This window comes from Carnobacterium sp. (genome assembly GCF_049673005.1).
Classification (GTDB): Bacteria; Bacillota; Bacilli; order Lactobacillales; family Carnobacteriaceae; genus Carnobacterium_A.
In genome coordinates this window covers 1-23,761 of the sequence record NZ_JBATXB010000055.1, presented here as the reverse complement: position 1 = coordinate 23,761, position 23,761 = coordinate 1, and the positions used below count along the sequence as shown (strand labels likewise).

Below are 23,761 nucleotides of genomic sequence, written 5' to 3'. Positions count from 1 at the left end.
GTAAAATCAAGTATTTTTACTCGATTATATAGAAAATAAAAATTTCAAAAAAATATTGCAATACTTACTTATTATTAATAAACTAGATAGGTAACCAAACTTAGATTTTTTAAAACTAACATAAAGAAAGTAGGACTTTATTATGACAAAATTATTAATTGTACGGGCTCACCCTTACACTGGAGAAGCATCAAGATCAATGGCTGTTACTGATGTTTTCATTGAATCCTATAGGCAAGAAAATCCAAATGATGTTATTGAAGACATTAATTTATACGAAATGGCTGTTCCTGAGATTGATCGTCATTTACTAAATGCTTGGAAATCACTAAGTGAAGGAATAGCTTTTGATGAATTAGAAGAAGAACAACAAGAGAAAGTAAGTTTATTTAATGGCTACACTGAAAACTTTTTATCTGCTGATAAAATAGTTATTGCTAACCCTTTGTGGAATTTAAATGTACCTGCCCGCTTGAAAGCTTGGATAGACACGACAAACGTTGCTGGTAAAACTTTTAAATACGATGAATCTGGCCATCCTTATGGTTTAGTTAACGATAAAAAAATGTTACATATTCAATCAAGTGGTGGAGTTTATGCTGGAAAAGATCCAGCAAGTGTTTATATTAAAACGATTTTTAATTTTATTGGTGTGTCTGACTTTCAAGAGTTATTTGCTGAAGGTATGGATCACGCACCTGAGTCTGCTCCACAAATTATGGCCGATGCGATTGAAAAATCAATTCATTTAGGTAAAACTTTTTAATAAAGAGTAAAAAAAAGGAATCGAGGTATGCCTCAATTCCTTTTTTTATTAGGTGATTTTTATGACTCTTTTTTACTTATTACGATTGATTTAATCGCAGGATTAAAATCATCTTTGTACAGTCCCGAATTTTTTTTGTACCAGTTAAACACATGGTTAATAATTACTTTTAAAACAGCATACCCAGGAATACCCAAAATAACGCCAGGTATACCAAATATCTTTCCAGACGTTAATAAAACAAATATAATTGTAATTGGATGAATGTCTAAATTACTTCCTAGAATCTGAGGTTGAATAACTCTTCCTTCAATCATCTGCTCGATTCCAAAAACAATTAATACTTTAATTAACATTGCTGGAGAAGTAACAAAAGCAATAATAAGAACTGGAACCATTGCTATAAATGATCCCAGATAAGGGATTAAATTCAAGAAACCAGCTAAAACTCCTAACGTTACAGCGTATTCCAATCCAACAATTGCAAAACCTATCCAAAACATTAGTGCTACAAAAAAAGCCACAACCAATTGTCCGCGTATATATTGGCTAATTTGGTTGTTAATTTCTCCTAGTAACTTATAAGTTGACACTCTCAATTTTGATGGGACAACTTTCATAATCGTATACGGCAATTTTTTCCCATCTTTTAATAGATAAAAAAGAATAAACGGCATTGTAATTAACGCAACCACTATATTTGTTACTACCCCAACGACACTGCCTATTCCAGAAACGGTTGTATTAACTAAATTAGTAGCTTGTTTTGAAATAGATGACATAACATTTTCAGTAATTTCATTCACTTGTTGTTGAAATTGAGAAAGTATATCACTTCTTAACAAACTATCAACTTGTGAAACTAATGTGTCCCAGTAAGTTGGCCAGTCTTTTATTAAGCCCAATGTTTGTTCTCTAATAACTGGAATTAGTGTTGTTGCACCCCATACAATAAGAGCAATAATAATCATAAAAACAAGAAAAATAGCTGCCATACGAGGTACTTTTTTAGTTTCCATCCAATCGATAAGAGGATTAACTAAATAATAAAGAATCCCTGCCATTAAAATGGGTAAACCTATAACGCTTATAAAGTCTTTTAACGGATTAAAAATATAAGCTATTTTACTAAAGGCTAATACATTTAGTAGGACTAATAATGATATAAGTAAAATCGAGACGACTTTATTATTTAAAATCCATTTCCAAAACCAGGTAGCAGCATGCTTAATAGTCACTGATTCTTCTTGTTTCATCCGTCTCACTCCTTTTAATGACTAAAACTAATTTATTTCGCGTAATGGATGGTTGAACCAATTTCAATTTTCGGCAATTTAAAAGGTGTTAAATATAGCCCATTTGCTAACCTATCTTCTTCGGGTACTTCTGAAAAATCTAATGTAACGTGGCCTATCGTATTTAAATTCTCATTAGCTAAACTACCAACTTCTAAAATAGTATATTCTTGATCATCAAAAAAAACTGACTTTCCAGGCTCCAACTCTACTCTACTTTGATTCTCTTTAAAAGATTGAATAATTGAGACCGAACGAAGATCCTCTGTTGCTTGTTCTCCAAATAATATAATGATTGGATCCTTCTTAGAAATAGCGTATTTACCTATAGATGTAACTGTACTTACTAACATTAAGTTCATTCCTTCCTTAAATCTTCATTTTTTAATCGTTATTTTATTTTAGCATATCCTAGATTAGAATGGTAAAGAAAACCTTCTTTTGAGCTTGTTCTTTAGTATGCTCCTTGTTTTAGCGATTTACTATTTAAAAGTCCTTAGTATTTAACGAAAATCGTTTGCCTACTTATCAACAGACTGGTATGATAAGGCAAATGAACGAGCGTTAATTACGCGATAATGGAGGTACCATTTTATGTCATCTATTAAAGACATTCAACTTGATGAAGAAACCAATCAAAAGCTAATAAAAGATAAAATAAAGCATCCTACTTTTACTATTCAAAAAATTGACGATACCATCACAACATCTGTAACTCTTTCAACACATCAATCAGCTAAACTGGACGAGTTTTATATTTTACATCGTGAAACGGGTGAACACTACCCTTTTTTAGCTGAGAAAATAAACGACTCTAGCTATCGTTTCTCTCTGAGCATTCGCGAGTTCATTCGCCAGCATACTCATCTTAACCCTAAAGCACACTATGAATTTTATTATACTGTGCATTACCTACAAGATTCTGAATGGGTAAAAAAAGATGAACCTCTTTCCTTGAATTTATTTGATCACTTTAATTCGATTGGTTTATCACAATTTAGAGATCAAGAAAATGATGTTTATCCTTATTTTAGTCGTAAAAATAATGGGTTTTGTTTTACAGTAAATATTCCAGTGCGAAGTATTCGTTACATCCATTCAAGTAAAATTGACTCTATTGAACCTCAAAAAAACAATCTTTTAGTCATTGATGGTAAATTAGTAACTATGGCTATCCCGATAAATAGAATCGATACGGTGTTAGTTGGACGTAACTCTGATTATAAAATTGTTCTACATTCAAACCATCAATTAGAAGAATTAGAACAAGGAAAACATCTTTACCATTACAATTATACCATTTCGGTTGACTTAAATTTACTCGCTACTGAATTATTTGTTCGCGGGAATGGCGATGAAGATTTTGATTTTTATTTCGAGATTTACCTAAACGGGCTATTTGAACCAACTATCGTGAGAGTTGCAGGTCCACAGGATGTGAAGTCACGGAAATTATTTCATTCTCAAGAAGTAGCTTACGGAAAATCTGTTTATCTTTTTGCACCTAATTTTACAGATCAACATAACGGACTTTTTTTAGCGGCAACAAAATATGAAAAAGAAGTTTATGAGTACTACAAAGAACTTAGATTAGTCTCGCGATTTATCAAGCCCTTTTTTAGCGATAAGGACTATTGGATTATTGGAGAAAAACCGCTTGAAGCCCGTAATAATGGCTGGCTATTTTTCTGTTATTTACGTAAAAATCATCCTGAAATTAATGCTTTTTATATTTTAGATAAAGATTCTACAGATTATGAAAAGGCGATTTCATTTGATAATGATCGTATTTTATTATTTAAATCAAAAAAATACATCCAATATTTATTAAAAGCTAAAGTTATTTTAACTACTCAAGCACCCTATCATATTTATCCGACTCGCAATCCTTTATGGTTTGATATTATCGGAGCGAGAAGAGTCTTGCTACAAAATAACGTTCTTGGTTTGCAATCTTTTAAGCAGTCTTATGGTTTTTCAACTAAGGTGTTTAAAAATGATTTGTTCTTAGTCAGCTCTAAACATGAAAAAAGATACGCTATTGATACACTTGGCTACCCTGAACAACAATTAGCTTTATCCGGTTTAGCGCGTTTTGATCAATTACTATCTAAAGATTGTTCTATACAACTACAAAATCAACTATTATTTTTCCCAGCTGAACAAGAAATTGGATTACAGTACCAAACAGAATCTACCAAACGAACTGCAGAAAGGTTTATTGCGGTAATAAAGCACAAGGACTTTAAAGAATTTATAGCAACCTATGACTTAGACGTACTTATCGCTTTGCCTCATGCTATGGTTGGCTATTTTGATCAACTTATCGAATTAGGCTGTTCCGTCGTTTTACAAGACCAAATAGAGCTGCTTCCGTTACTAAGCGAGAGCAAAGTCTTTGTTACTGATTATCACCCGCTAGCTTTTGATTTTAGTTTTTTATCTAAGCCTGTTTGTTTTTTCCAACCTGAAGTTCATGGTCCTGATATTAAAGCGTCACAATCAATGAATGATCTTTATTCTAATGAATTACCTGGAGAAGTAACTACTAACGAAAACGATTTAATTTATTTGTTGAATCAACTTGGACAAAATGACTTTAAAATGAGTCATAGAAATCGCAAAAAAGCTGACGCATTGCTTGAATACAGCGATACTCAATCAAACCTTCGTATCTATGATGCTGTTTCAAACTTATTATCAAAAAAATGAACGTTATAGTAAAAAAGATGCGCTGTAAAATGAAATCTGTTATCCATTAGCTAAATAAAAATCGTATGGTATCTGTATTAACTTAATTGATTTCATACGATTTCTTTATTTTAACATTTCTCTGTTGTCATTTTTTAGTTTCGAGTTGTTTCTTTTCTTTTTTACCTTACTATTATTATTGTTTTATTATTCTATGCTATAGTTATTTTAGGCTATAAAAATTTTTTTAGGAGGAATATTCCATGAAAGAAACGATTTATTTAGGTAGCTACACTAAGAAAGATAGTAAAGGTATCTATAAGATACAGTTAGATACGGCTAGTAAAAGGCTAACTAATCGAACTTTTCTTGTACGAGCAGATAACCCAACATACTTAACTTTATCTGACGATAAAAATAGATTGTATTCTATTTCAAAAGAAAATGGTAACGGAGCACTTGTTGCTTTTAAGAGGAATGAATCCGATGAAATAATCAAGTCTGGGGTTGTTTCGGCTGAAGGAGCTCCTCCTTGCTATGTAAGCTACGATAAAATTCGTTCATTTGTTTATACTGCTAACTACCATAAAGGTGAAGTTTCCGTTATGAAAACAGATAATGACGGTCAGTTAGTTTTATTAGATACTGTCAAACATCTTGGATCAAGTGTTCATGAAAATCAAAAATCAGCTCATGCTCATTACTTTGATCTTTCTCCGGATGGACGTTATGTCATTGCTTGTGATCTTGGTACAGATGCTGTTTACACTTACTCAGTAGATAGTAATGGTAAACTATCTGAAGTTAGTCGTCTAGATATTGCACCAGGAACTGGTCCTCGTCACTTAGTTTTCCATCCAAATCAAGAAATAGCTTATTTATTTGGAGAGTTAAGTAGTGAAGTTTTAACTTTGCGCTATGATTCAACTACTGGAGTGTTTACAGCTGTTCAAACCATTCCTACACTTCCAAATGAGTACAATGAATTTAATGGTGGAGCAGCTATTCGTATTTCAAAAGATGGTAAATTTGTATACGCTTCTAACCGTGGACATGATTCGATTGCTATATTTGAAGTTTCACAAACAGACTTTTTCTTGAAATTAGTTGAAATCGTTCCTTCTGAAGGAATCTTCCCACGTGACTTCGATATTGATCCTACAGGAAAATTTGTTGTGGTAGCACACCAAGAATCTGATAACCTAACGTTATTCGAACGCAATGAAACGACTGGTAAGTTATCCCTACTTCAAAAAGATTGTTATGCTCCTGAATGTGTTTGCGTACTCTTCAAATAATCAACTAAAGATGACTAGCTAATTTACATCTAACTTATTCGTATTTTTCAAAAGAAAAGAACGAGCCACTATTTTAGCGGCTCGTTCTTTTTTTTATTTTTTTATGCGTTAGCTGAAATAGAACCAATTGTTGTTTTTGCACTAATTGGTCCAGTTGTGTCTAAGTTAAAGTCAGCAACTTTATCCATATTTGTGAATACAACAATCATTGCGTTGTCTTTTCCTGCTGCTTCAAGAGCAACTAAATCAACTGTTGAAACGACTGTGTTTTCATCAATATCGTCACCTTCTTTAACAACTGTTTCAAAAGGGCCTCCATTTAATTGAACTGTATCAATACCCATATGCAATAAGACTTCGATTCCATTTTCTAGTAAAATCCCTACCGCGTGCTGAGTTGGAAATACGCTTAAAACTTTCCCTACTACTGGTGAGGTAATTACGCCATCTGTTGGAATGACAGCAAAACCGTCTCCCATCATTTTTTGTGAAAATACTGGATCTGAAACTTCATCAATTGCAACTACTTTACCATTTGCTGGTGCGTAGATTTTAACTGATGTGTTTTTAGGTGCTTCATCTTTTTTCTTTAAAAAATCGAATAATCCCATTTCTTTCCATCTCCCTTAAGTCATTTATATTTTTCATTCATTCTAACAGAATAAAAGGTCTCTTACTTATAATACCATATATGAGTGATTTTTTGAAGATAAAGAGGCCTGTTTTCATACAATTCATTTTTTGGCAGAACTATTTTTACTTCCTACACCACTCATTTTTTTTAAAATACGCTTTCATATTTTAACGTTAAACTATCCCAAAGAAGACTACTGTCGTTCGTAAAATAATAATAGAATAAAACGTACTCTAAATTTATTTGGAAATTCGATTGAAATTAGGTATACTTATTTTTATGTATTGTTAAAATATAAATAAAAGGGGTTTAACATGATTTTCATAGAATTATTAAAAGCGATTTTTTTAGGAATCGTTGAAGGTATTACGGAATGGTTACCCATCAGTAGCACAGGACATATGATATTAGTTGAAGAATTCATTCAATTAGATGCCTCTGCAGCATTTAAAGAAATGTTTTTTGTTGTGATACAACTTGGAGCAATTTTTGCTGTTGTTCTGCTATTCTTCCATAAGCTTAATCCTTTTTCTCCTAAAAAAACAAGTGCTGAAAAAAAAGAAACCATGTCTATCTGGTATAAAGTAATTGTAGGTGTTTTACCAGCCGCAGTGTTAGGTTTAATCTTTGATGATTGGTTGAACGAAAATCTATACAATTACATTACAGTGGCTATTACGTTAATTGTTTATGGGATTTTATTTATTATTATTGAAAATCGCAATAAAGATCGCAAAAGTTCTATTCAAACGTTTAATGATTTAACTTATAAAACAGCGTTTTTTATTGGGATATTCCAAGTCCTTTCTTTAATACCAGGAACCTCACGCTCAGGGGCTACTATCTTAGGAGCTATCTTACTTGGTTCTTCGCGCTATATAGCAGCTGAGTACTCATTCTTTTTATCTATTCCAGTTATGTTTGGGGCTAGTGCTTTAAAATTAGTTAAATTTGGCTTTGATTTCACTGGACTGGAAATAGCTATTTTACTAACGGGTATGATAACTGCTTTCATAGTTTCAGTTATCGCTATCAAATTCTTTATGGGTTACATTAAAAATAATGACTTTAAAGCTTTTGGTTGGTACAGAATTGTTTTAGGTATACTTGTAATTGGGTATTTTGTTCTATTTAGCTAAAAAGATACAAAAAAGGTTGAAACAATTGGTTTCAGCCTTTTTTTGTATCCTATTAAACCTATTCATTTTCTTTTTTTAGGAACTGAGTTAATTGTTGAATTGCATCCTTTGATTTTTCTAAATTTTCTAATGTTGTATTATAATTTTTTGTAGCGTAATCATAAAATAATAAATCAATTGCATACAGTTGAGTTAATAAAGATGCTGTTGCTCCACTTCTCAACGGAGCTTCGTTTGTATTAGCTGTTTTTAACGAAATAGTTGCAAATCTACTTAATGAGTTATCTGTTTCTTCTGTCAATGAAACGGTTCTCATCCCAAGATTAGTGGCAATTTTCATCAACGCGATTACTTCTTGTTTTTCTCCACTGTTAGAAACTGCAAAAAATAACGATTTTTTTTTAGCCACTGACATAGAAGTAGCTAAAAGATGTTGATCTTGAGAGCAAATGACAGTCTTGCCTAAACGGCTAAATTTCTGTTGTAGGTCCATTGCTACTAAATGAGAAGCCCCCAAACCATAAGTATATATTTCGGAACATCCGTTAATCCAATTGGATACCTCTGAAATATTTTTGGAAGATAAGCTATGGTTTGTTTCTTTAAACGCATGATGAGTTTGAAGTAAAAACTTTTTTTTAATTTGATCTAAATCTTCATCTGGCTGAATTTCAGTATAAAGTTTTTCTTTAATATTTTGAGAATCAGCTGATAAATTTAACTTTAATTGAGTAAATCCTGCTAAGCCAATTGAATGACAAAATCTTATTACTGCAGCTGAACTTGATCCTGCCTTTGAAGCTAAGCTTGTTGCATTCATTTGAATAACAGCAGCTGGGTCTTCTAATATTGTCTCAGCTATTTTTTTTTCAGATTTTGGTAATTCATTTAATTGTTCCTGAATTAAGAATAACAAATTTCTATGCATAGGTAAACTCCTCTCACAAGAAAAAACCAAAGCCCTCTAAACAAGTATTCAGAGGACTTTTGTTCATTCATTCAATTCATCATTTTACAGTATCTATTGTAACTAGGTCAATCATATTTTCTAATTCGATGGTAGTTCAGTTGCTTCCATAGCTTCTTTTGGCACTCCAAATAAATAAGTAACGACAAATCCACCTATATAAGCAGCTAATAATCCTAATACATAGCCTAACCATAAATTATCAGCTATTAGTGGTATTAATGCAATTCCTGATGGTCCAATAGCAGTAGCACCAATTCCACCAATTCCGCCTATAACTGCTCCGCCAATTCCCCCACCAATACAGGCTGTGATGAAAGGACGTCCTAATGGCAATGTTACTGCATAGATAAGTGGTTCTCCAATTCCTAATATCCCAACTGGTAAAGAACCTTTAATCATATTTGTTAACTGTTTATTTTTACGGCATTTTACCCAAAGAGCTAATGATGCACCAACTTGTCCTCCACCTGCCATAGCTAAAATTGGTAAAAGTAACGTCATACCCTGAGAAGCAATCATCTCAATATGAATAGGTGTCAAGACTTGATGCAAACCAAACATCACCATTGGTAAAAATGTTAAGCCGAGAATAAAACCCGAAAATGCTCCTCCGACGTTTAAAACCCAAGTAATAGCTCCTACTAAACTAGAAGAAATAACGCCCGCGATTGGCATAATAAAGAAAATAGTTACTAAACCGATAACCAATAATGAAATAGTTGGTGTTACAATCACATCTAATGAGTCAGGAATTACTTTACGTAATGCTTTTTCAACAATAGAAAGTAGGTATACTGCAAAAACAACACCTATAATTCCACCTTGTCCAGCTATTAAGTCTCCTCCTGTAAAAATATTTGGTAATGGCATTTCAGGATTCATTCCAGTCAAGTAAACAATTCCTGCGACAACTCCTCCTAGGCCTTCTGTTGCTCCAAAGACTTTGGCTGCGTTTATACCAACATAGACATTTAAGAAACCAAACAAACCATTTTTAATAATATTTAATACAACAACAATCGTAACCCAATAATCTGCAGATAAATCTCCTGCCGTTAACAAATTTTGCAGAACTGAAGCAATTCCACCAATAATACCGGCTCCTACAAATGCAGGAATTAATGGTACGAAAATATTAGCAATTGATTTTAATGCACGTTTGAATGGCGTATTATTCTTTTTCTTCTGTTCTGCTTTTGTTATTGCTGTCTTACGTTCAGCTTCTTCCCGACCACTTAAAGTCTCATTTGACGAGTTTTTTTGAACTGGTATTGTTTCGCCTAATCCGACTCCTCCCATTTTTACCATTTCTTTTGCCACTTTATTTACTATTCCAGGACCTAAAACTACTTGAAGCGTTTCTTCTTCAACAATACCTAAAACTCCATCAATACTTTTCAGTCCTGCCATATCAACTAGCGAAATATCTTTAATATCCATACGCACTCTTGTCATACAATGAATGACTTTATTTACATTTCCCATACCACCTACTTGTGCGTAGATTTCTCTAGCTAAACGTTTTTCTTTAGTTTCAGTCATTTTATACCCTCCTAAGTTTTATCCTTTGACCTATTAGATAGTTTTGCGAATAAATCCATTTGCTTGTACTAATTTTTTTTCTGCTTCTTCTTTAGTTGAATCTGTCAATAACATTACAATAGCTAATTTCACTTGATGATTTGACTTTATAAAGGTCTTACTTGCTTCTTCGTAAGAACAATCTGTAGCTTGCATAATAATGCGTTTTGAGCGTTCTTCTAATTTTTCATTTGATGGTTTTACATCAACCATTAAATTTTGATAAACTTTTCCAATTCCAATCATCGCTCCTGTAGACAACATATTTAAAACCAATTTTTGAGCTGTTCCTGATTTTAATCTTGTTGATCCTGTTAGGATTTCTGATCCCACTTCAATTTCAATCGGTAATTGTGCATATTTACTGATTTCAGCATCTTTATTACAAGAAATCGTTCCCGTAGTTGCCCCAACTTTTGTTGCATATTCTAGACCACCAATCACATAGGGAGTACGACCACTTGCTGCAATCCCAATAACTATATCTTTTCTAGTTAATTCAATCGCTTTTAAATCTTCTTCTGCTAGTTCTTTTGAATCTTCTGCTCCTTCCACTGCAATTGTCATCGCTTTCATACCGCCTGCGATTAATCCTTGAACCATACTAGGATCTACACTAAATGTTGGGACACATTCGGCTGCGTCTAATACTCCTAATCGACCACTTGTTCCAGCACCAATATAAATTAAACGTCCATCTTGGTTAAATGATTTTATAATAGCTTCTACTACCTTCGTGATTTGCGGAATTTCCATCGCTACTTTTTCTGCAACGGTTTGGTCTTCTTGATTCATCCGTTTCATTATTTCTAATACAGATAATTCATCTAAATTCATGGTTTGTTTGTTTCTTGTCTCTGTAGCTAATTTTTCTAAATTCATTTTTGATAAACTCCTTTTTTTACTCTCTAATGTTATTTAATCTAATCTCAAAAGGCATCCCGCCTTTGCACCACTGCAACAATGATTGGTCTTTTTCTATTATTTTTGCAACAACATTTACTTTTTCATCTATTGGTAAATCCGTTAAACTTATTTGAATCTCTCCCATATAACGACCATAATTTATATTATCAATCGTAACGCTCCCTTTATCTCGTCTAATCGGAGATTCTGGTATAATAGTATCCATTTTTTTGAATCTTGCATTTGCACTACGTATGACATCTCGCGCATTATCCCATCTATTCTGATGTATTCCAACTACCGATAAAGCGTAAAGCGATTTAGCTTCTTGTTCAGCAAATAAAAGCATTGTTTTATTTTTAAAATAAGATTCAAATTGTATTTGTGTATTCTGTGTTAAGCCGGGATCCCCTATATAAATATCATCTACAAAACAGTCTTCAATTAGTTCAATTGCTGCTGCTAAAGGATGAATAGCTCGATGTTTCTCAAGAGAAGGTAATCCTTTAAAAAGAGGCCCCCTTAATTTATCTTCTCCGGGTACAAAAGCTACAACACGGAAACCTAGTTGATTTAACCATTGATTTTTTTTAATGAAGCTTTTTTTATCTAAACCTGTTTCTGGTCTAGGATAATAATTATGCCAAGCCTCTAAATGATTGAAGTTTGCACCACCTTCAATTAACTCTTCTATATCTTTTTCCGTAAGCGTACTGGCATTCAGAGACACTTTCATATCTTTTGATAACTTTATAATGACTTCATTGCTGATTCCATAATCTATTCTTAAGCCTGTTACGCCTGTCTCCAAAATTTCTTTGGGTCTATCAAAAGATAAACCAACATTTGTTAGTGAGGAACCTGACACATCCATCATAATTTCCATCTCTAATTCTATTGCCCACTCTCCTAATGTTTTTAATCGTTTAAGATAGTATTCGCTTTCATCTTCAGGTATATGAAGTGATGAAAAAATACCTGTAAAACCATGTTCCTTCATTGAAACTAAATTTTCTTTGATTGCTTCATTAAGATTTTCTCCGAGAAAGACTGAAGTACCTATCAAAAAAACACCACCTTTTTGTAATCGCTTTACTTATAAATACATCATACCACTTTAAAATAATATTTCAACATTAAATTATAATTAATTTTTCCTCTTCGTTTTAAACCTATTCTTTTAAAGGGAAAAACATTCATTTTCTATCTCTATTACCTATTTCATGTAATAATCAAAATGTTATCCAAGACATAAAACTTTCTTTTAATGAAATATAATTTCATTTTTTTTTGCAAATAGATATATTTAATAGATTTATACCTATTTTAAATAGACTTATTTTATGCACTGATAACGATAATCATTCTCAGTTGTTTATAATCATTACAATCTGGAACGTTTTTGTGTTATGATTGATTCAGATATAATCATTCATAAAAAAGGAGCAAAAATAATGAATCTATTATTAAAAGAAAATAAGCCTATGGTTGCGACAATTATTAGTGGATTATTGATAGTGATTGGTCTATTTTTTACATTTTCTAATTCCCCTACCATTGCAGCACTAATATACATCTCATCTTTCATTATCGGAGGATTTCATCAAGCTAAAGAAGGACTACAAGACACCATTCAAAATAAAAAGTTAAATGTTGATATATTAATGGTGTTAGCTGCTTTAGGAGCTTCTTCTATTGGGTATTGGATGGAAGGCGCTCTGTTAATTTTTATTTTTTCTCTTAGTGGTTCTCTAGAAGTTTACGCAACAAATAAAAGTACCAAAGCAATAACAGAATTAATGAATCTTACACCAGAGCGAGCTATGGTGATTCAACCAGATGGTTCAATTAAAGAGGTCCCAACTGAATCGCTAACTATCGGAGATAAACTAATGGTTGCTAAAGGTACGAATATTCCTATCGATGGTGTTTTGCTAAGTAAATATGGGTTAATTGACGAATCAGCTATTTCTGGTGAATCTATCCCATCTGAAAAGGTTGCCGGTGAGGAAGTTATTGGTGGGACAATTAATTTAGAAGAAGCTATCACTATGCAAGTTTCTAAGGATAGCTCCGACACTTTATTTGCTAAAATCTTACGACTGGTAGATGAGGCACAAAGTACACCGTCAAAAACAGCAACCATGATTGAAGCAATTGAAAATAAATATGTATTAACTGTTTTAATTTTTGTTCCAGTGATGATTGCTATCTTCTATTTCGTCTTAAACTGGGGTTGGAATGAGTCTTTCTATCGCGGAATGGTATTGCTTACCGTCGCTTCTCCTTGTGCGTTAGTGGCCTCTGCTGCACCAGCTACTCTATCAGCTATTTCAAATAGCGCTCGCAAGGGTATTTTATTTAAGGGTGGTTCGTATCTTGAAAATTTTGGTCAAATTAAAGCCATTGCTTTTGATAAAACGGGTACGCTAACTGAAGGTAAGCCCGTTGTAACAGAGTCTTTTTTTAAAGAAGAAAAGGATAAGAAAGAGATTATAAATGTTTGTGTCGCTATCGAAAAAACATCTACTCACCCTATTGCTCGGGCACTCGTTTCTGCTTTTAGCGAAACGAGTGATCATAATTTAATTGTTGAACAAATGAAAGATAGAACAGGGCACGGAATGTCTGGTATGGCATATGGCAGTGAGTGGAAAATTGGAAAAAAAGAGTATGTTCTAGAAAAAAATAATTCTCAATTTATCACTCATGCGGATATTCTTCAAAATGAAGGCAAAACAGTTATTTATGTGAGCAAGGATGACCAAGTTGTTGCTTATTTTGGTCTACTAGATGCACCAAAAGAAGAAGCTAAACAAATGATTGCTTATTTTAAATCTCAAGGTGTTCATACGATTATGATTACTGGTGATAATCCTGCAACAGCAGCAACTGTTGGCCAAATTGTAGGCGTCGATGAAGTTAAGGCAAATTGTTTACCTGATGAAAAAGCTAAAATCATTAAAGAGTTAGGAGAAAAATATGGTTCGATTGCAATGATTGGAGATGGAATAAACGATGCGCCTGCTCTTGCAAATGCTTCAATTGGAATTGCAATGGGGGCCGGGACAGATATTGCAATGGATGTTGCCGACGTCGTTCTCATGAAAAATGATTTAGCTCAACTAGCATACAGCCACCGGTTATCCAATCGTTTGAAGAAGATAACGATTCAAAATATTGTATTTGCCATTACTGTTATTCTTATTTTAATTATCAGTAATCTGTTTCAAGTCATTACTTTACCTTTAGGCGTTGTCGGTCATGAAGGAAGTACCATTTTAGTTATTTTAAATGGATTAAGACTATTAAAGTCAACACCAGATGTGCTAAAAGCAAAAAAAAGAAGCTAGGATATTATCCAGCTTCTTTTTTCTTACTTTATTTTAAGGAGAGTTTTATTCAAAAAAAGCATGGTATAGTGCTTTTACCGCCAACTCTTCTTGCGCTGCTGCTATACCAAACATCACACTAACTTCTGATGCTCCTTGGTTAATCATATCAATATTAATATTATTTTCAGCAAAGGCTGTTGCTGCCTTGGACATCGTTCCAATTTTTTGTTGCATTCCTTCTCCGACAATCATGATTAAAGCTAATTCCCGTTCAATCACTACACTATCAGCTGACAGTTCATTCTTTAAACGCTTAAGCAATCGTGTTTCATCTTCTTTAGATAATTGATTATCTCTCAATATAATGGTTAAATCATCAATACCTGATGGCATATGTTCATAACTAACCTTTTGATCTTCTAAAATTTCTAAGACTCGACGACCAAAACCAACTTCACGGTTCATTAAATATTTTTCAATATAGATACTACAAAAACCGTTAGAGCTTGCAATACCAACAACACCTTGATCAGATAGTTGGCGTTTTTTTAAGATACTTGTTCCTAGTGCTTTTGGGTTATTTGTATTTTTTATTTGAACTGGAATGCCCTTTTTAAAAGCTGGGTAAAGTGCTTCATCATGCAACACCGAAAAACCAGCATAAGATAATTCACGCATCTCTCGATACGTTAGCTCTTTGATTCCACATGGGTTCATTACAACTGTTGGATTAGCTGCAAATATAGCATCTACATCTGTAAAATTCTCATACAATGAGGCCTGGACACCATTAGCTAATATTGCTCCTGTAATATCTGAACCACCACGAGAAAACGTACATATTTCGCCTGTTTTTGTATACCCAAAAAAGCCTGGAAAAATAACTATTTCTTTTATTTCTCGCAACATATATAAATTCGCATACGATTCCGGTAAAATTTGAGCATTGCCAGGTTCATCTGATACATATAATCCAGCATCTTTTGGATTGACATAACGGGCCGGCACACCTTCTTTATTAAAATAAGCAGCTATTAGTTTAGCATTATTATCTTCCCCACTCGCTTTAAATGCATCCATATAGTAATCTGCTTTGTCTTTATTCCCTTTTGTCAACAACAGTAAATTTGATTCGATTTCGTCTATTATAGATGATTCTAATCCTAGCTGTTTGGAAATCGCTTGGTAACGAGAAAGAACTAGTGCTAGTTCATCTTCTACATTCAATCCTTTTAGAGCAGCTGTCCCTAAATCTATTAATAAATCTGTAACTTTATCATCTTCAGATGAACGTTTTCCTGGAGCTGAGACAACAACTATTTTACGATTTGGGTTTTCCTTGATAATGGCAAGTACTTTTTTTAATTGTTTTCCAGATGCTAAAGAACTTCCCCCGAATTTTATTACGTTCATTAAATACACTTCTTTCTATTCTTAAATTTCTTTTTCTATCTTCTCTTTTTTTGGACAAAGAATCAAGTTTAAAAAAGAAAAATTTAGTTTTTTATCTTTTTTTACTCTTAGTCGCTAAATAAACTCTATTTTGTCATCAAATTGCAACTTTAGTCTCTATGTATCTAGTTAAAATAACGTTATAATAGAAATAATGACAATCAACCTATTAGCTAATCTATAAAGGAATTCATACAATCATCTAATTTAAAAAGGAGATAGAAATATGCAACGTAAGCATTTTATAAAAATGCTCATAAGCTTTACTGTTATGAGTAGACTGTTTTATATCATCAAAAACACAAGGAAACACCAGTTAAAAACAGATCCAATTACTTTTTTTATTGGCAATTGGCATGTTTCTGAACCAAATACCCCTATTGAGATGTCTATTCAAATAGATGCAAATCGACAAGTTTTTCTTAATAAACAAATGATGAATGGCCATTTGATTTCTGTTGAAAAGGATAAATTAATTTTTAAAGATCATTTTGGTTACGAAATAATTGTGACCAAACTCTCAGAGACTAGTTTAAATTTATTTGACGAAGCAGACGAAAAAAATTATCAACTTATCAGAGAAACTGAGCTATCATAATCGTCTTATTTTTTATGTCTAAAAATTAAGAACCCAGCAACACTCGTTGATACGAATGCCGCTAGGTTCTATTTTTTATTCTGTTGCTTCAATATAAGCATTCTTATATGTGTATTTAGCTCCTACTTGATGATTATAGATATCTTTAACATTTGTTTTTTGTAAAGTTGCTGCGGCTCTTTGGAAAAGAGGTGCAACTCCAGCTTCTTCTAACAGAATTTTTTCTGCATCCAATAAGTTTTTCCAACGAGCGTCTACGTCTGTAGCATTTTCACCCTTAGATAGCTCAACAAGTTTATCAAATTCTGCATTGCTATAACTAGAACGGTTATATGGGCTTTCAGTCGTTAATAAATCAATAAAGTTCACTGGATCTGCAAAGTCTGCACCCCATCCGCCTAGAGCAAAGTCATAATTTTGTTTTGTTTGTAATTCTAAACGAACCTTAAAGGGAACGTTTTTAACTTTAATTTTCAATCCAGGTAAACTAGTTTCAATTTGATCTTTCATATATGCTGCAATTTTTTTGTTTGATTCATCATCATCACCAAGTAATTCTAACTCTACCATGTCAACACCCAACTCTGATTTTGCTTTTTCCCAATTTTCTAAAGCTAAATCTTTGTCGTAAGTCAAGTAGTCTCCAGATTCTTCACGGAAATCTTTTTGTGAATTTGGATTTGCAGCTAAATCAGCCGGAACCAATCCTCCGAGAACTTGAGAACCGTTTGCTAAAATCTCATCAGCTAGTAGTTCTTGATCAAATGATGTTGCGATAGCTTTACGCAAGCTTTCATTTGCTAATGGAGTCTTTTCACCATTTTTCTCCTGGTTAAACTGAAGGTAAGATGATCTAGCCTCTGTTTCTACAACGTAATCATCGTTGCCTTGGAACTGTTTTGCAAACTCACCTGTTAAATTCACACGATCAAGTTGACCAGAATCATATAAATTTAAAGCTGTCGCTGTTTCTTTGATAACTTGTACATTGATTTCATCTAAAATAACATTCTCAACATCCCAGTAATCTTCATTTTTTTCATAAGACCAGTTTAAATTTGTTCCATCCCAATCACTAAATGTAAAAGGTCCATTAAAAATCATTGTTTCTGCTGAAGTACCATATTTAGAAGCTTGTTCTTCCACAAACGCTTGATTTTGTGGGAAGAAAGTTGGGAATGCCATCAGTGAAATAAAGTATGGAACTGGTTTTTCCATTGTTACTTTAAATTCATTATCCCCTACTGCTTCAACGCCTAAAGTTTCCTTATCTTCTTCGCCTTCCATAATTGCTGCGGCATTCTTGATTCCATCAAATAAATAAGAATATGGTGCTGCAGTATCAGGATCTACAATTCGTTGCCATGCATAAACAAAATCTTGAGCAGTTACAGCATCTCCATTAGACCATTTTGCGTCCTTTTGTAATTTGAAAGTATATTCTAATCCATCCTCACTTACTTTTGCTTCTTCTGAAGCTAAAGCAGGAATTGGTTGGCTATCTTTATCTAAGCGATAAAGCCCTTCGTTAATTTGATTAAATACAGTAAAACTGACGGTATCTGTTGCAAGAGCTGTGTCACCTGTAGGTAATTCAGCAATTTCAACTAAGTTTAAAACCTGCTCATCTGCTAACTTTGAATCCTTTGAACCTTTTGAACTTTCTGATGCATCTGTGTCCTCATTATTTCCGCAAGCAGTTAATAAACTGGCTGTTAATAGAACCGCACCTGCATACCACCATTTCTTTTTCATATACCCAATCCCCTTTAGTGTTTTTATTTCAATCAAATTAGAATTAGATTCTATTTAAATGAGAACTTTCTAATAATATACACATAAAAAACACATAAAGCAATAGTTATAGTCAATTTCTTTTTATTTTTTTGTATATTTTCTTTTATTATTAGAAAAAGATTAGAAAGAATAACCTCCTTCCTAATCTTTTTCTCTAGCTGACTTCTATAGATTCTCACTACCCAGAATAATTTTTATTCCTTGTGGTGAAACTTTTTGTCGGTCAATAGTGCTTTGCTCAAAAAAATCTATCTGTTCGAATGAATAATCAATTGCTATATCTTTTGAGTTGAATTCTTGCTGTTCCTTAGAACAATTAACCAAAACAAGAACATACTCTTCAACAGAGAAATACCTTAATACAATAAAAATATGTTCTGTTGAAAAAGTATGAAATGAGCCTTTCACTAAAGCCACTTCTTTTTTGCGTAATTTAATTAACTGGGTAGTAAAAAGCTGAATCTCTTCATTTTCATTCCCCCAAGGAAAATAACGTCTATTATCAGGATCCATACCGCCTTTTAGGCCCACTTCATCACCGTAATAGATACACGGTACCCCTGGAAGAACAAATAGCAACAGTAGTGCTTGTTTTACTTTTTCACTTTTTAATTGAAGAGCAGTAAAAATTCTAGTTGTATCATGACTTCCAATATTATTTAAATTATTCTTCAAAGCCTCAGGAGGATAATTTTCTTTCAATTTCATACACATCAAAACAGCTTCTTGAGTCGTTAGTTGATTATCCAACAATCCTATAATTAGGTCTCTAAAAGGATAATTCATGACTCCGTGCATCATTCCCCCTTCAAGATAATGACGTCGTTTTCCGTGAGCAATCTTATTCGTAGCATCCTCCCAAACTTCTCCAATTAATACTAAGTCAGTAGATACAGCATCCATACTTTTTCTAATGCCCATCAAAAACGCATCGCTTAGTTCGTCTGCAACATCTATTCTCCAACCACCGATACCCATTTTTGACCAATAATTGATCACACTATTTTCACTTCCATAAATAAAATCTTTTACTTCTTGATTCTCTTTATTTAACGTTGGCAAATCTTTGATCCCCCACCACGAATCAAATTCATCTGGGAAATGTTCAAATGTAAACCAATCGCTATAAGGGCTCTCAATAGATTGATAAGCTCCATTGCTAACGTAAGAATTGAATTGATTAAAGTAACGACTGTCCGCACCTACATGATTGAAGACACCATCTAAAATAATTTTTATCCCTAGTAATTCGGACTGGGCGATTAATTCTTTAAAATGCTCTTCACTACCAAACATTGGATCTATTTTCATAAAGTCGCCAGTATCGTACTTATGATTACTACGCGCTTCAAAAATAGGGTTAAGGTATAAAATCGTTACTCCTAATTTAGCAAGATAAGGTAATTTTTTTATAACACCTAATAAATTTCCTCCAAAAAATTCCCATCGTATAATTTTTCCCGTTTCATCTTTTATATACATTGGTAAATCTTCCTGGGAAGCGTAAATAAACGAGTTCTTCTTTCGTTCACTTACTTCACTATTTTTATTCCCATTATAAAAACGGTCAACAAATAGTTGATAAGCAACCCCATTTTGGTACCATTCTGGAGCTGGATCATCAAAACGATACGTCGTTAACTGGTATTGGTTGATATCTTCTTTCTCATAATAAGTCGTACCAGCACCACTTAAATTGTGTGGATCACTTCCATAGTAAATTGTCCTTTTATTGTGATTTTCTTGATAGTCGATTTTAAAATGGTAAAAATACAGACCACTTTCATTGGTTACTGTAAAGACAGCCTTATATCTTATTTGGGTAATAGCTGTCATTTTGATTTGAAAACTTTCGCCAAAATCTTTATGAATCATCAAGTAAATAGATGTGATATTTTCTAACGGACAATCCAAGTGAAAAGTTAGTTCGCTATTTACTTTAACAGCTCCAAAAGGCGATTTGTATTCATTTTTCCATGAGTGATAGGTTATTTTTTCCACAATTAAATCCTTTCTAGTCCGATTATTAAATAGGTTCTGTTAAAAATGTTTTGTGATGTAAATGAACTAATTGAGAGTCTATTTTCCATATTTCTTCAGCGTAACGTTGAATTGTAAAATCGGCTGAAAATGGTCCGGAGCTGGCAATATTTATAAGCGATTTTTGATTCCATTTAGTCTTATTTTTATACAATTGATCTATTTCTTCTTGAGATTCTATATAACTATCAAAATCTTTTAGCAAAAAGTACTCATCATTATGGTAAACAAGAGAATCAAAAATAGCTCGTCCTTCCGTTTCAATGTCCGGAATGGTTCCATCAATAAGCGTATTTAATACTTTCTCTAATCGCGGGTTTGCTGCATAGATTTCTCTCGGGTGGTATGACCCATTTTCATTAAAGGTTTGTACTTCTTGATCATTTAAGCCAAACAAAAATAAGTTTTCTTCTCCTACAAAATCTCGAATTTCAACATTCGCACCATCTAAAGTAGCAATGGTTAATGCTCCATTCAACATTAACTTCATATTGCTTGTGCCCGAAGCTTCTTTACCTGCTAGAGAAATTTGCTCACTAACTTCGGCTGCCGGAATAATGAGCTCTGCTAGAGAAACCCCATAATTTTCAACAAAAACAACTTTTAATTTATCGCCTACATCTTTATCGTTGTTCACTAATTTAGCCAGTGCATTAATTAATTTGATAATTTGCTTGGCATATGCATAACTCGGTGCTGCTTTTGCTCCGAAAATGAAAACACGCGGTTGAATAGATAAGGATGGGTCTTCTTTTATCTGCACGTAACGATCAATAATATGCAAGACATTCAACAACTGCCTTTTATAAGCATGCAATCGTTTAATTTGTACATCAAATAATGCTTCGGGATTTATATCAATCGACATCTCATTTTTTACATAAGCTGCAAATTTTTCTTTATTCTTTAATTTAATTTCTCCAAGTTTCTTCAATGTCGCTTGATCTGTAATATAAGCTTTAAACAGTTTCAATTCTGCTGGATTTGTTTTCCAATCTATTCCAATTTTATCATCAATTAAACTTGTTAATTCTTCGTTAGCTAGATGTAACCAACGTCTTTGTGTAATTCCATTTGTTTTATTGTTGAACTTAGCTGGATACATTTGGTAAAAATCATTTAACACATCATGCATTAAAATCTCGGTATGCAATTTCGCTACACCATTTACACTATGACTACCAATAATTGCTAAATGTGCCATTTTTACATAGCCGTCAGCAATTATTGCTGTCCGATAAGTTAAGTCTGATCCATACAAAGGCAATTTTTTATCGATGTGTCTACGGTTAATTTCTTCGATTACTTGATAAACACGTGGCAATAAATCTTTCAACATATCAATCGGCCATTTCTCCATAGCTTCTTGTAAAACAGTATGATTCGTATAACTCATTGTTTTTTTTGTGATTTCCCAAGCCTGTTCCCAACTTAAATCTTCTTCGTCTAAAAGAACTCTCATCAACTCTGGGATAGCTAGTGAAGGATGTGTATCATTAATGTGAATGGCAATTTTGTTAGGGAAATTTTGCCATGTTAAATCTGTTTGTTTGTAATAGTGGACAATACTCTGTATGCCAGCCGATGTAAAGAAGTACTCCTGACGTAGACGAAGAATTTGACCTTCATAATTTGAATCATCTGGATACAATACTTCTGTAATCTTATTCACTTGTTCTCTTTCAGCTATTGTATGATAGTGAATTTCTTCTTCTGGAGGAATTTCAGCAGACCAGAGACGTAAGTTATTAACAACATCATTTTGATAGCCTACCATTCCTGTATCATACGGGACCGCTAAAATATTTTGTGTATTGAAATAAGTCGGTCTAAGATTTCCATTGGCTCCTTTAACTAAACCTACTTGTCCTCCAAAACGTACAATAACAGATTTATTTTCTTTGCGTACTTCCCAAACGTTTCCATTTCTTAACCAGTTATCTGGTAATTCAACCTGATACCCATTAACAAATTTCTGTTGGAATAATCCATATCGATACCGTATACCATTTCCATTTCCTGGTAGACCTAACGAGGCAATTGAATCCATAAAACAAGAAGCTAAACGACCTAAACCACCGTTTCCAAGTGCTGGATCAGCTTCCGATTTTACAATATTATCAAAATCTAATCCCATATCGTTTAATCCAACTCGAACAGTATCTAAAATACCTAAATTCAGCAAATTACTTTTAAGCATACGTCCAGGTAAAAACTCAATTGAAAAATAGTAAACCTGTTTAACTTGATCTCCTAAGTATTTCTTATTGGTTTTGTTCCAATCATCTGAATAGAGAATTCTTAAATAGTTTCCTAAAGCCGTATATTGTTGTATGGGAGTAGAATTTTTAATATCGAAAGCATACAAATTCTCAAACATTTGACCAAAATCTTTTTTAAATTGGTTTGCTGTTAAATTCATTCTTCTCCTCCATCTCTAGTGTTTAATCACCAATTCAATTTTCTATAAAATAAAAGTCCTAATTCCAAGTAAAGTTATAAGCTATCTTACACCCTCTCATCAAATTAGAACTTTTTTTATCTATTCGTTTTTTAATAACAACTCGTACTGTTTAATGTACCGTTTAGTTGACTCTTCCCAACTATTATTTTGCGCCATAGCTTGTTTTATTAAAGACCTCCACTGGTTAGGGTTGTCATAATAAACAGAGATTGCGTGATCAATTGCTTCCAACATGACATGACTTCGGTAATCATAAAAACTAAAACCCGTTCCTTCTCCAGTAAATTCATTATAAGGAATAACCGTATCCTTAAGTCCTCCCGTTTCATGAACAATTGGTAAAGTACCATATCTAAGAGAATACAGCTGTGATAAACCACATGGTTCAAAAGCAGATGGCATAATAAACAAATCACTGCCCGCATAGATTTGTTGAGCTAGGACTACGTCAAAGTCAATAATAGCTTTAAATTTTTCTGGATACCGCCAATTGAAATAATGGAATTTATCTTCAAACTCTTTTTCTCCTGTTCCCAAAATCAAAATCTGCACATCACGTTTCATCAGTTCGTCCATTTGCTCGCACAATAGGTGGCATCCTTTTTGAGCTGTTAACCGACTAACCATAGATATAAGTGGAGTACCTGGTTCGACTGGTAACCCTACTTTTTCTTGTAGCAACGATTTATCTTTAGCCTTACCACTTAAGTCTTTAGCGGTAAAATGATGTTTGATTTTCCCATCTGTTTCAGGATTAAATTCTTCATAGTCGATGCCGTTTAGAATCCCACTTAT

General features: G+C 33.1%; 18 protein-coding genes. 6 read left to right on the top strand and 12 right to left on the bottom strand.

Annotated features, from left to right (window positions below; translation table 11 throughout):
* Nucleotides 1-142 precede the first annotated feature (142 nt).
* Nucleotides 143-766, top strand: coding sequence for an FMN-dependent NADH-azoreductase (locus tag WBF61_RS04700; RefSeq protein WP_424254366.1), 624 nt, complete (start codon nt 143-145; stop codon nt 764-766).
* Nucleotides 767-825: 59 nt separating this feature from the next.
* Here WBF61_RS04700 and WBF61_RS04695 read toward each other — a convergent pair whose 3' ends face one another.
* Nucleotides 826-2,022 (bottom strand): AI-2E family transporter, encoded by a 1,197-nt coding sequence (locus WBF61_RS04695; RefSeq protein ID WP_424254364.1) that lies wholly within the window; start codon nt 2,020-2,022, stop codon nt 826-828.
* Between the two features lie 32 nt (nt 2,023-2,054).
* Nucleotides 2,055-2,414 (bottom strand): PTS glucitol/sorbitol transporter subunit IIA, encoded by a 360-nt coding sequence (locus WBF61_RS04690; RefSeq protein WP_424254362.1) that lies wholly within the window; start codon nt 2,412-2,414, stop codon nt 2,055-2,057.
* Nucleotides 2,415-2,655: 241 nt separating this feature from the next.
* On the opposite strand from WBF61_RS04690, the gene WBF61_RS04685 reads away from it, so the two are divergent.
* Nucleotides 2,656-4,773 (top strand): CDP-glycerol glycerophosphotransferase family protein, encoded by a 2,118-nt coding sequence (locus WBF61_RS04685; RefSeq protein ID WP_424254360.1) that lies wholly within the window; start codon nt 2,656-2,658, stop codon nt 4,771-4,773.
* A 242-nt stretch (nt 4,774-5,015) separates the two neighbouring features.
* Nucleotides 5,016-6,050 (top strand): lactonase family protein, encoded by a 1,035-nt coding sequence (locus WBF61_RS04680; protein ID WP_424254358.1) that lies wholly within the window; start codon nt 5,016-5,018, stop codon nt 6,048-6,050.
* Between the two features lie 101 nt (nt 6,051-6,151).
* On the opposite strand, the gene WBF61_RS04675 is transcribed toward WBF61_RS04680, so the two are convergent.
* Nucleotides 6,152-6,661 carry a PTS sugar transporter subunit IIA gene (locus tag WBF61_RS04675; protein ID WP_424254356.1) on the bottom strand — a complete coding sequence of 170 codons (510 nt, stop codon included), beginning with the start codon at nt 6,659-6,661 and terminating at the stop codon, nt 6,152-6,154.
* A 337-nt stretch (nt 6,662-6,998) separates the two neighbouring features.
* Here WBF61_RS04675 and WBF61_RS04670 point away from each other — a divergent pair, with 337 nt between their 5' ends.
* Nucleotides 6,999-7,823: an undecaprenyl-diphosphate phosphatase gene (locus tag WBF61_RS04670; RefSeq protein ID WP_424254354.1), complete on the top strand. Its 825-nt coding sequence runs from the start codon at nt 6,999-7,001 to the stop codon at nt 7,821-7,823.
* A 58-nt stretch (nt 7,824-7,881) separates the two neighbouring features.
* On the opposite strand, the gene WBF61_RS04665 is transcribed toward WBF61_RS04670, so the two are convergent.
* The 4 genes from WBF61_RS04665 to WBF61_RS04650 form a co-directional block, all read right to left on the bottom strand.
* A complete protein-coding gene (locus WBF61_RS04665; protein ID WP_424254352.1) occupies nt 7,882-8,751 on the bottom strand; it encodes a MurR/RpiR family transcriptional regulator in 870 nt (289 codons plus the stop codon).
* 120 nt (nt 8,752-8,871) lie between these two features.
* Nucleotides 8,872-10,335: a PTS transporter subunit EIIC gene (locus tag WBF61_RS04660; protein ID WP_424254351.1), complete on the bottom strand. Its 1,464-nt coding sequence runs from the start codon at nt 10,333-10,335 to the stop codon at nt 8,872-8,874.
* A gap of 33 nt (nt 10,336-10,368) precedes the next feature.
* Entirely contained in the window at nt 10,369-11,256 is an 888-nt protein-coding gene (gene murQ, locus WBF61_RS04655) for an N-acetylmuramic acid 6-phosphate etherase (RefSeq protein ID WP_424254349.1), read from the bottom strand.
* A gap of 19 nt (nt 11,257-11,275) precedes the next feature.
* Entirely contained in the window at nt 11,276-12,346 is a 1,071-nt protein-coding gene (locus WBF61_RS04650; protein ID WP_424254347.1) for a DUF871 domain-containing protein, read from the bottom strand.
* Nucleotides 12,347-12,734: 388 nt separating this feature from the next.
* Here WBF61_RS04650 and WBF61_RS04645 point away from each other — a divergent pair, with 388 nt between their 5' ends.
* Nucleotides 12,735-14,633 carry a heavy metal translocating P-type ATPase gene (locus tag WBF61_RS04645; RefSeq protein WP_424254345.1) on the top strand — a complete coding sequence of 633 codons (1,899 nt, stop codon included), beginning with the start codon at nt 12,735-12,737 and terminating at the stop codon, nt 14,631-14,633.
* Nucleotides 14,634-14,678: 45 nt separating this feature from the next.
* Here the strand turns inward: WBF61_RS04645 and WBF61_RS04640 are convergent, their stop codons facing one another.
* Nucleotides 14,679-16,028 carry an aspartate kinase gene (locus WBF61_RS04640; protein ID WP_424254344.1) on the bottom strand — a complete coding sequence of 450 codons (1,350 nt, stop codon included), beginning with the start codon at nt 16,026-16,028 and terminating at the stop codon, nt 14,679-14,681.
* Between the two features lie 265 nt (nt 16,029-16,293).
* Here WBF61_RS04640 and WBF61_RS04635 point away from each other — a divergent pair, with 265 nt between their 5' ends.
* The gene (locus WBF61_RS04635) at nt 16,294-16,665 is read left to right on the top strand and encodes a DUF4828 domain-containing protein (RefSeq protein ID WP_424254342.1); all 372 of its coding nucleotides are present in this window, start codon (nt 16,294-16,296) and stop codon (nt 16,663-16,665) included.
* Nucleotides 16,666-16,740: 75 nt separating this feature from the next.
* Here the strand turns inward: WBF61_RS04635 and WBF61_RS04630 are convergent, their stop codons facing one another.
* From WBF61_RS04630 to WBF61_RS04615, 4 genes are all read right to left on the bottom strand, one after another.
* On the bottom strand, nt 16,741-18,420 hold the full coding sequence (locus tag WBF61_RS04630) for a peptide ABC transporter substrate-binding protein (protein ID WP_424254340.1): 1,680 nt from the start codon (nt 18,418-18,420) through the stop codon (nt 16,741-16,743).
* 207 nt (nt 18,421-18,627) lie between these two features.
* Nucleotides 18,628-20,463, bottom strand: a complete 1,836-nt coding sequence (locus tag WBF61_RS04625; protein ID WP_424254338.1) for a glycoside hydrolase family 13 protein — start codon at nt 20,461-20,463, stop codon at nt 18,628-18,630.
* A 25-nt stretch (nt 20,464-20,488) separates the two neighbouring features.
* Nucleotides 20,489-22,924: a glycogen/starch/alpha-glucan phosphorylase gene (locus WBF61_RS04620; RefSeq protein ID WP_424254336.1), complete on the bottom strand. Its 2,436-nt coding sequence runs from the start codon at nt 22,922-22,924 to the stop codon at nt 20,489-20,491.
* A gap of 120 nt (nt 22,925-23,044) precedes the next feature.
* On the bottom strand, nt 23,045-23,761 hold a 717-nt coding region (locus WBF61_RS04615; protein ID WP_424254335.1), incomplete at its 5' end, for a glycogen synthase.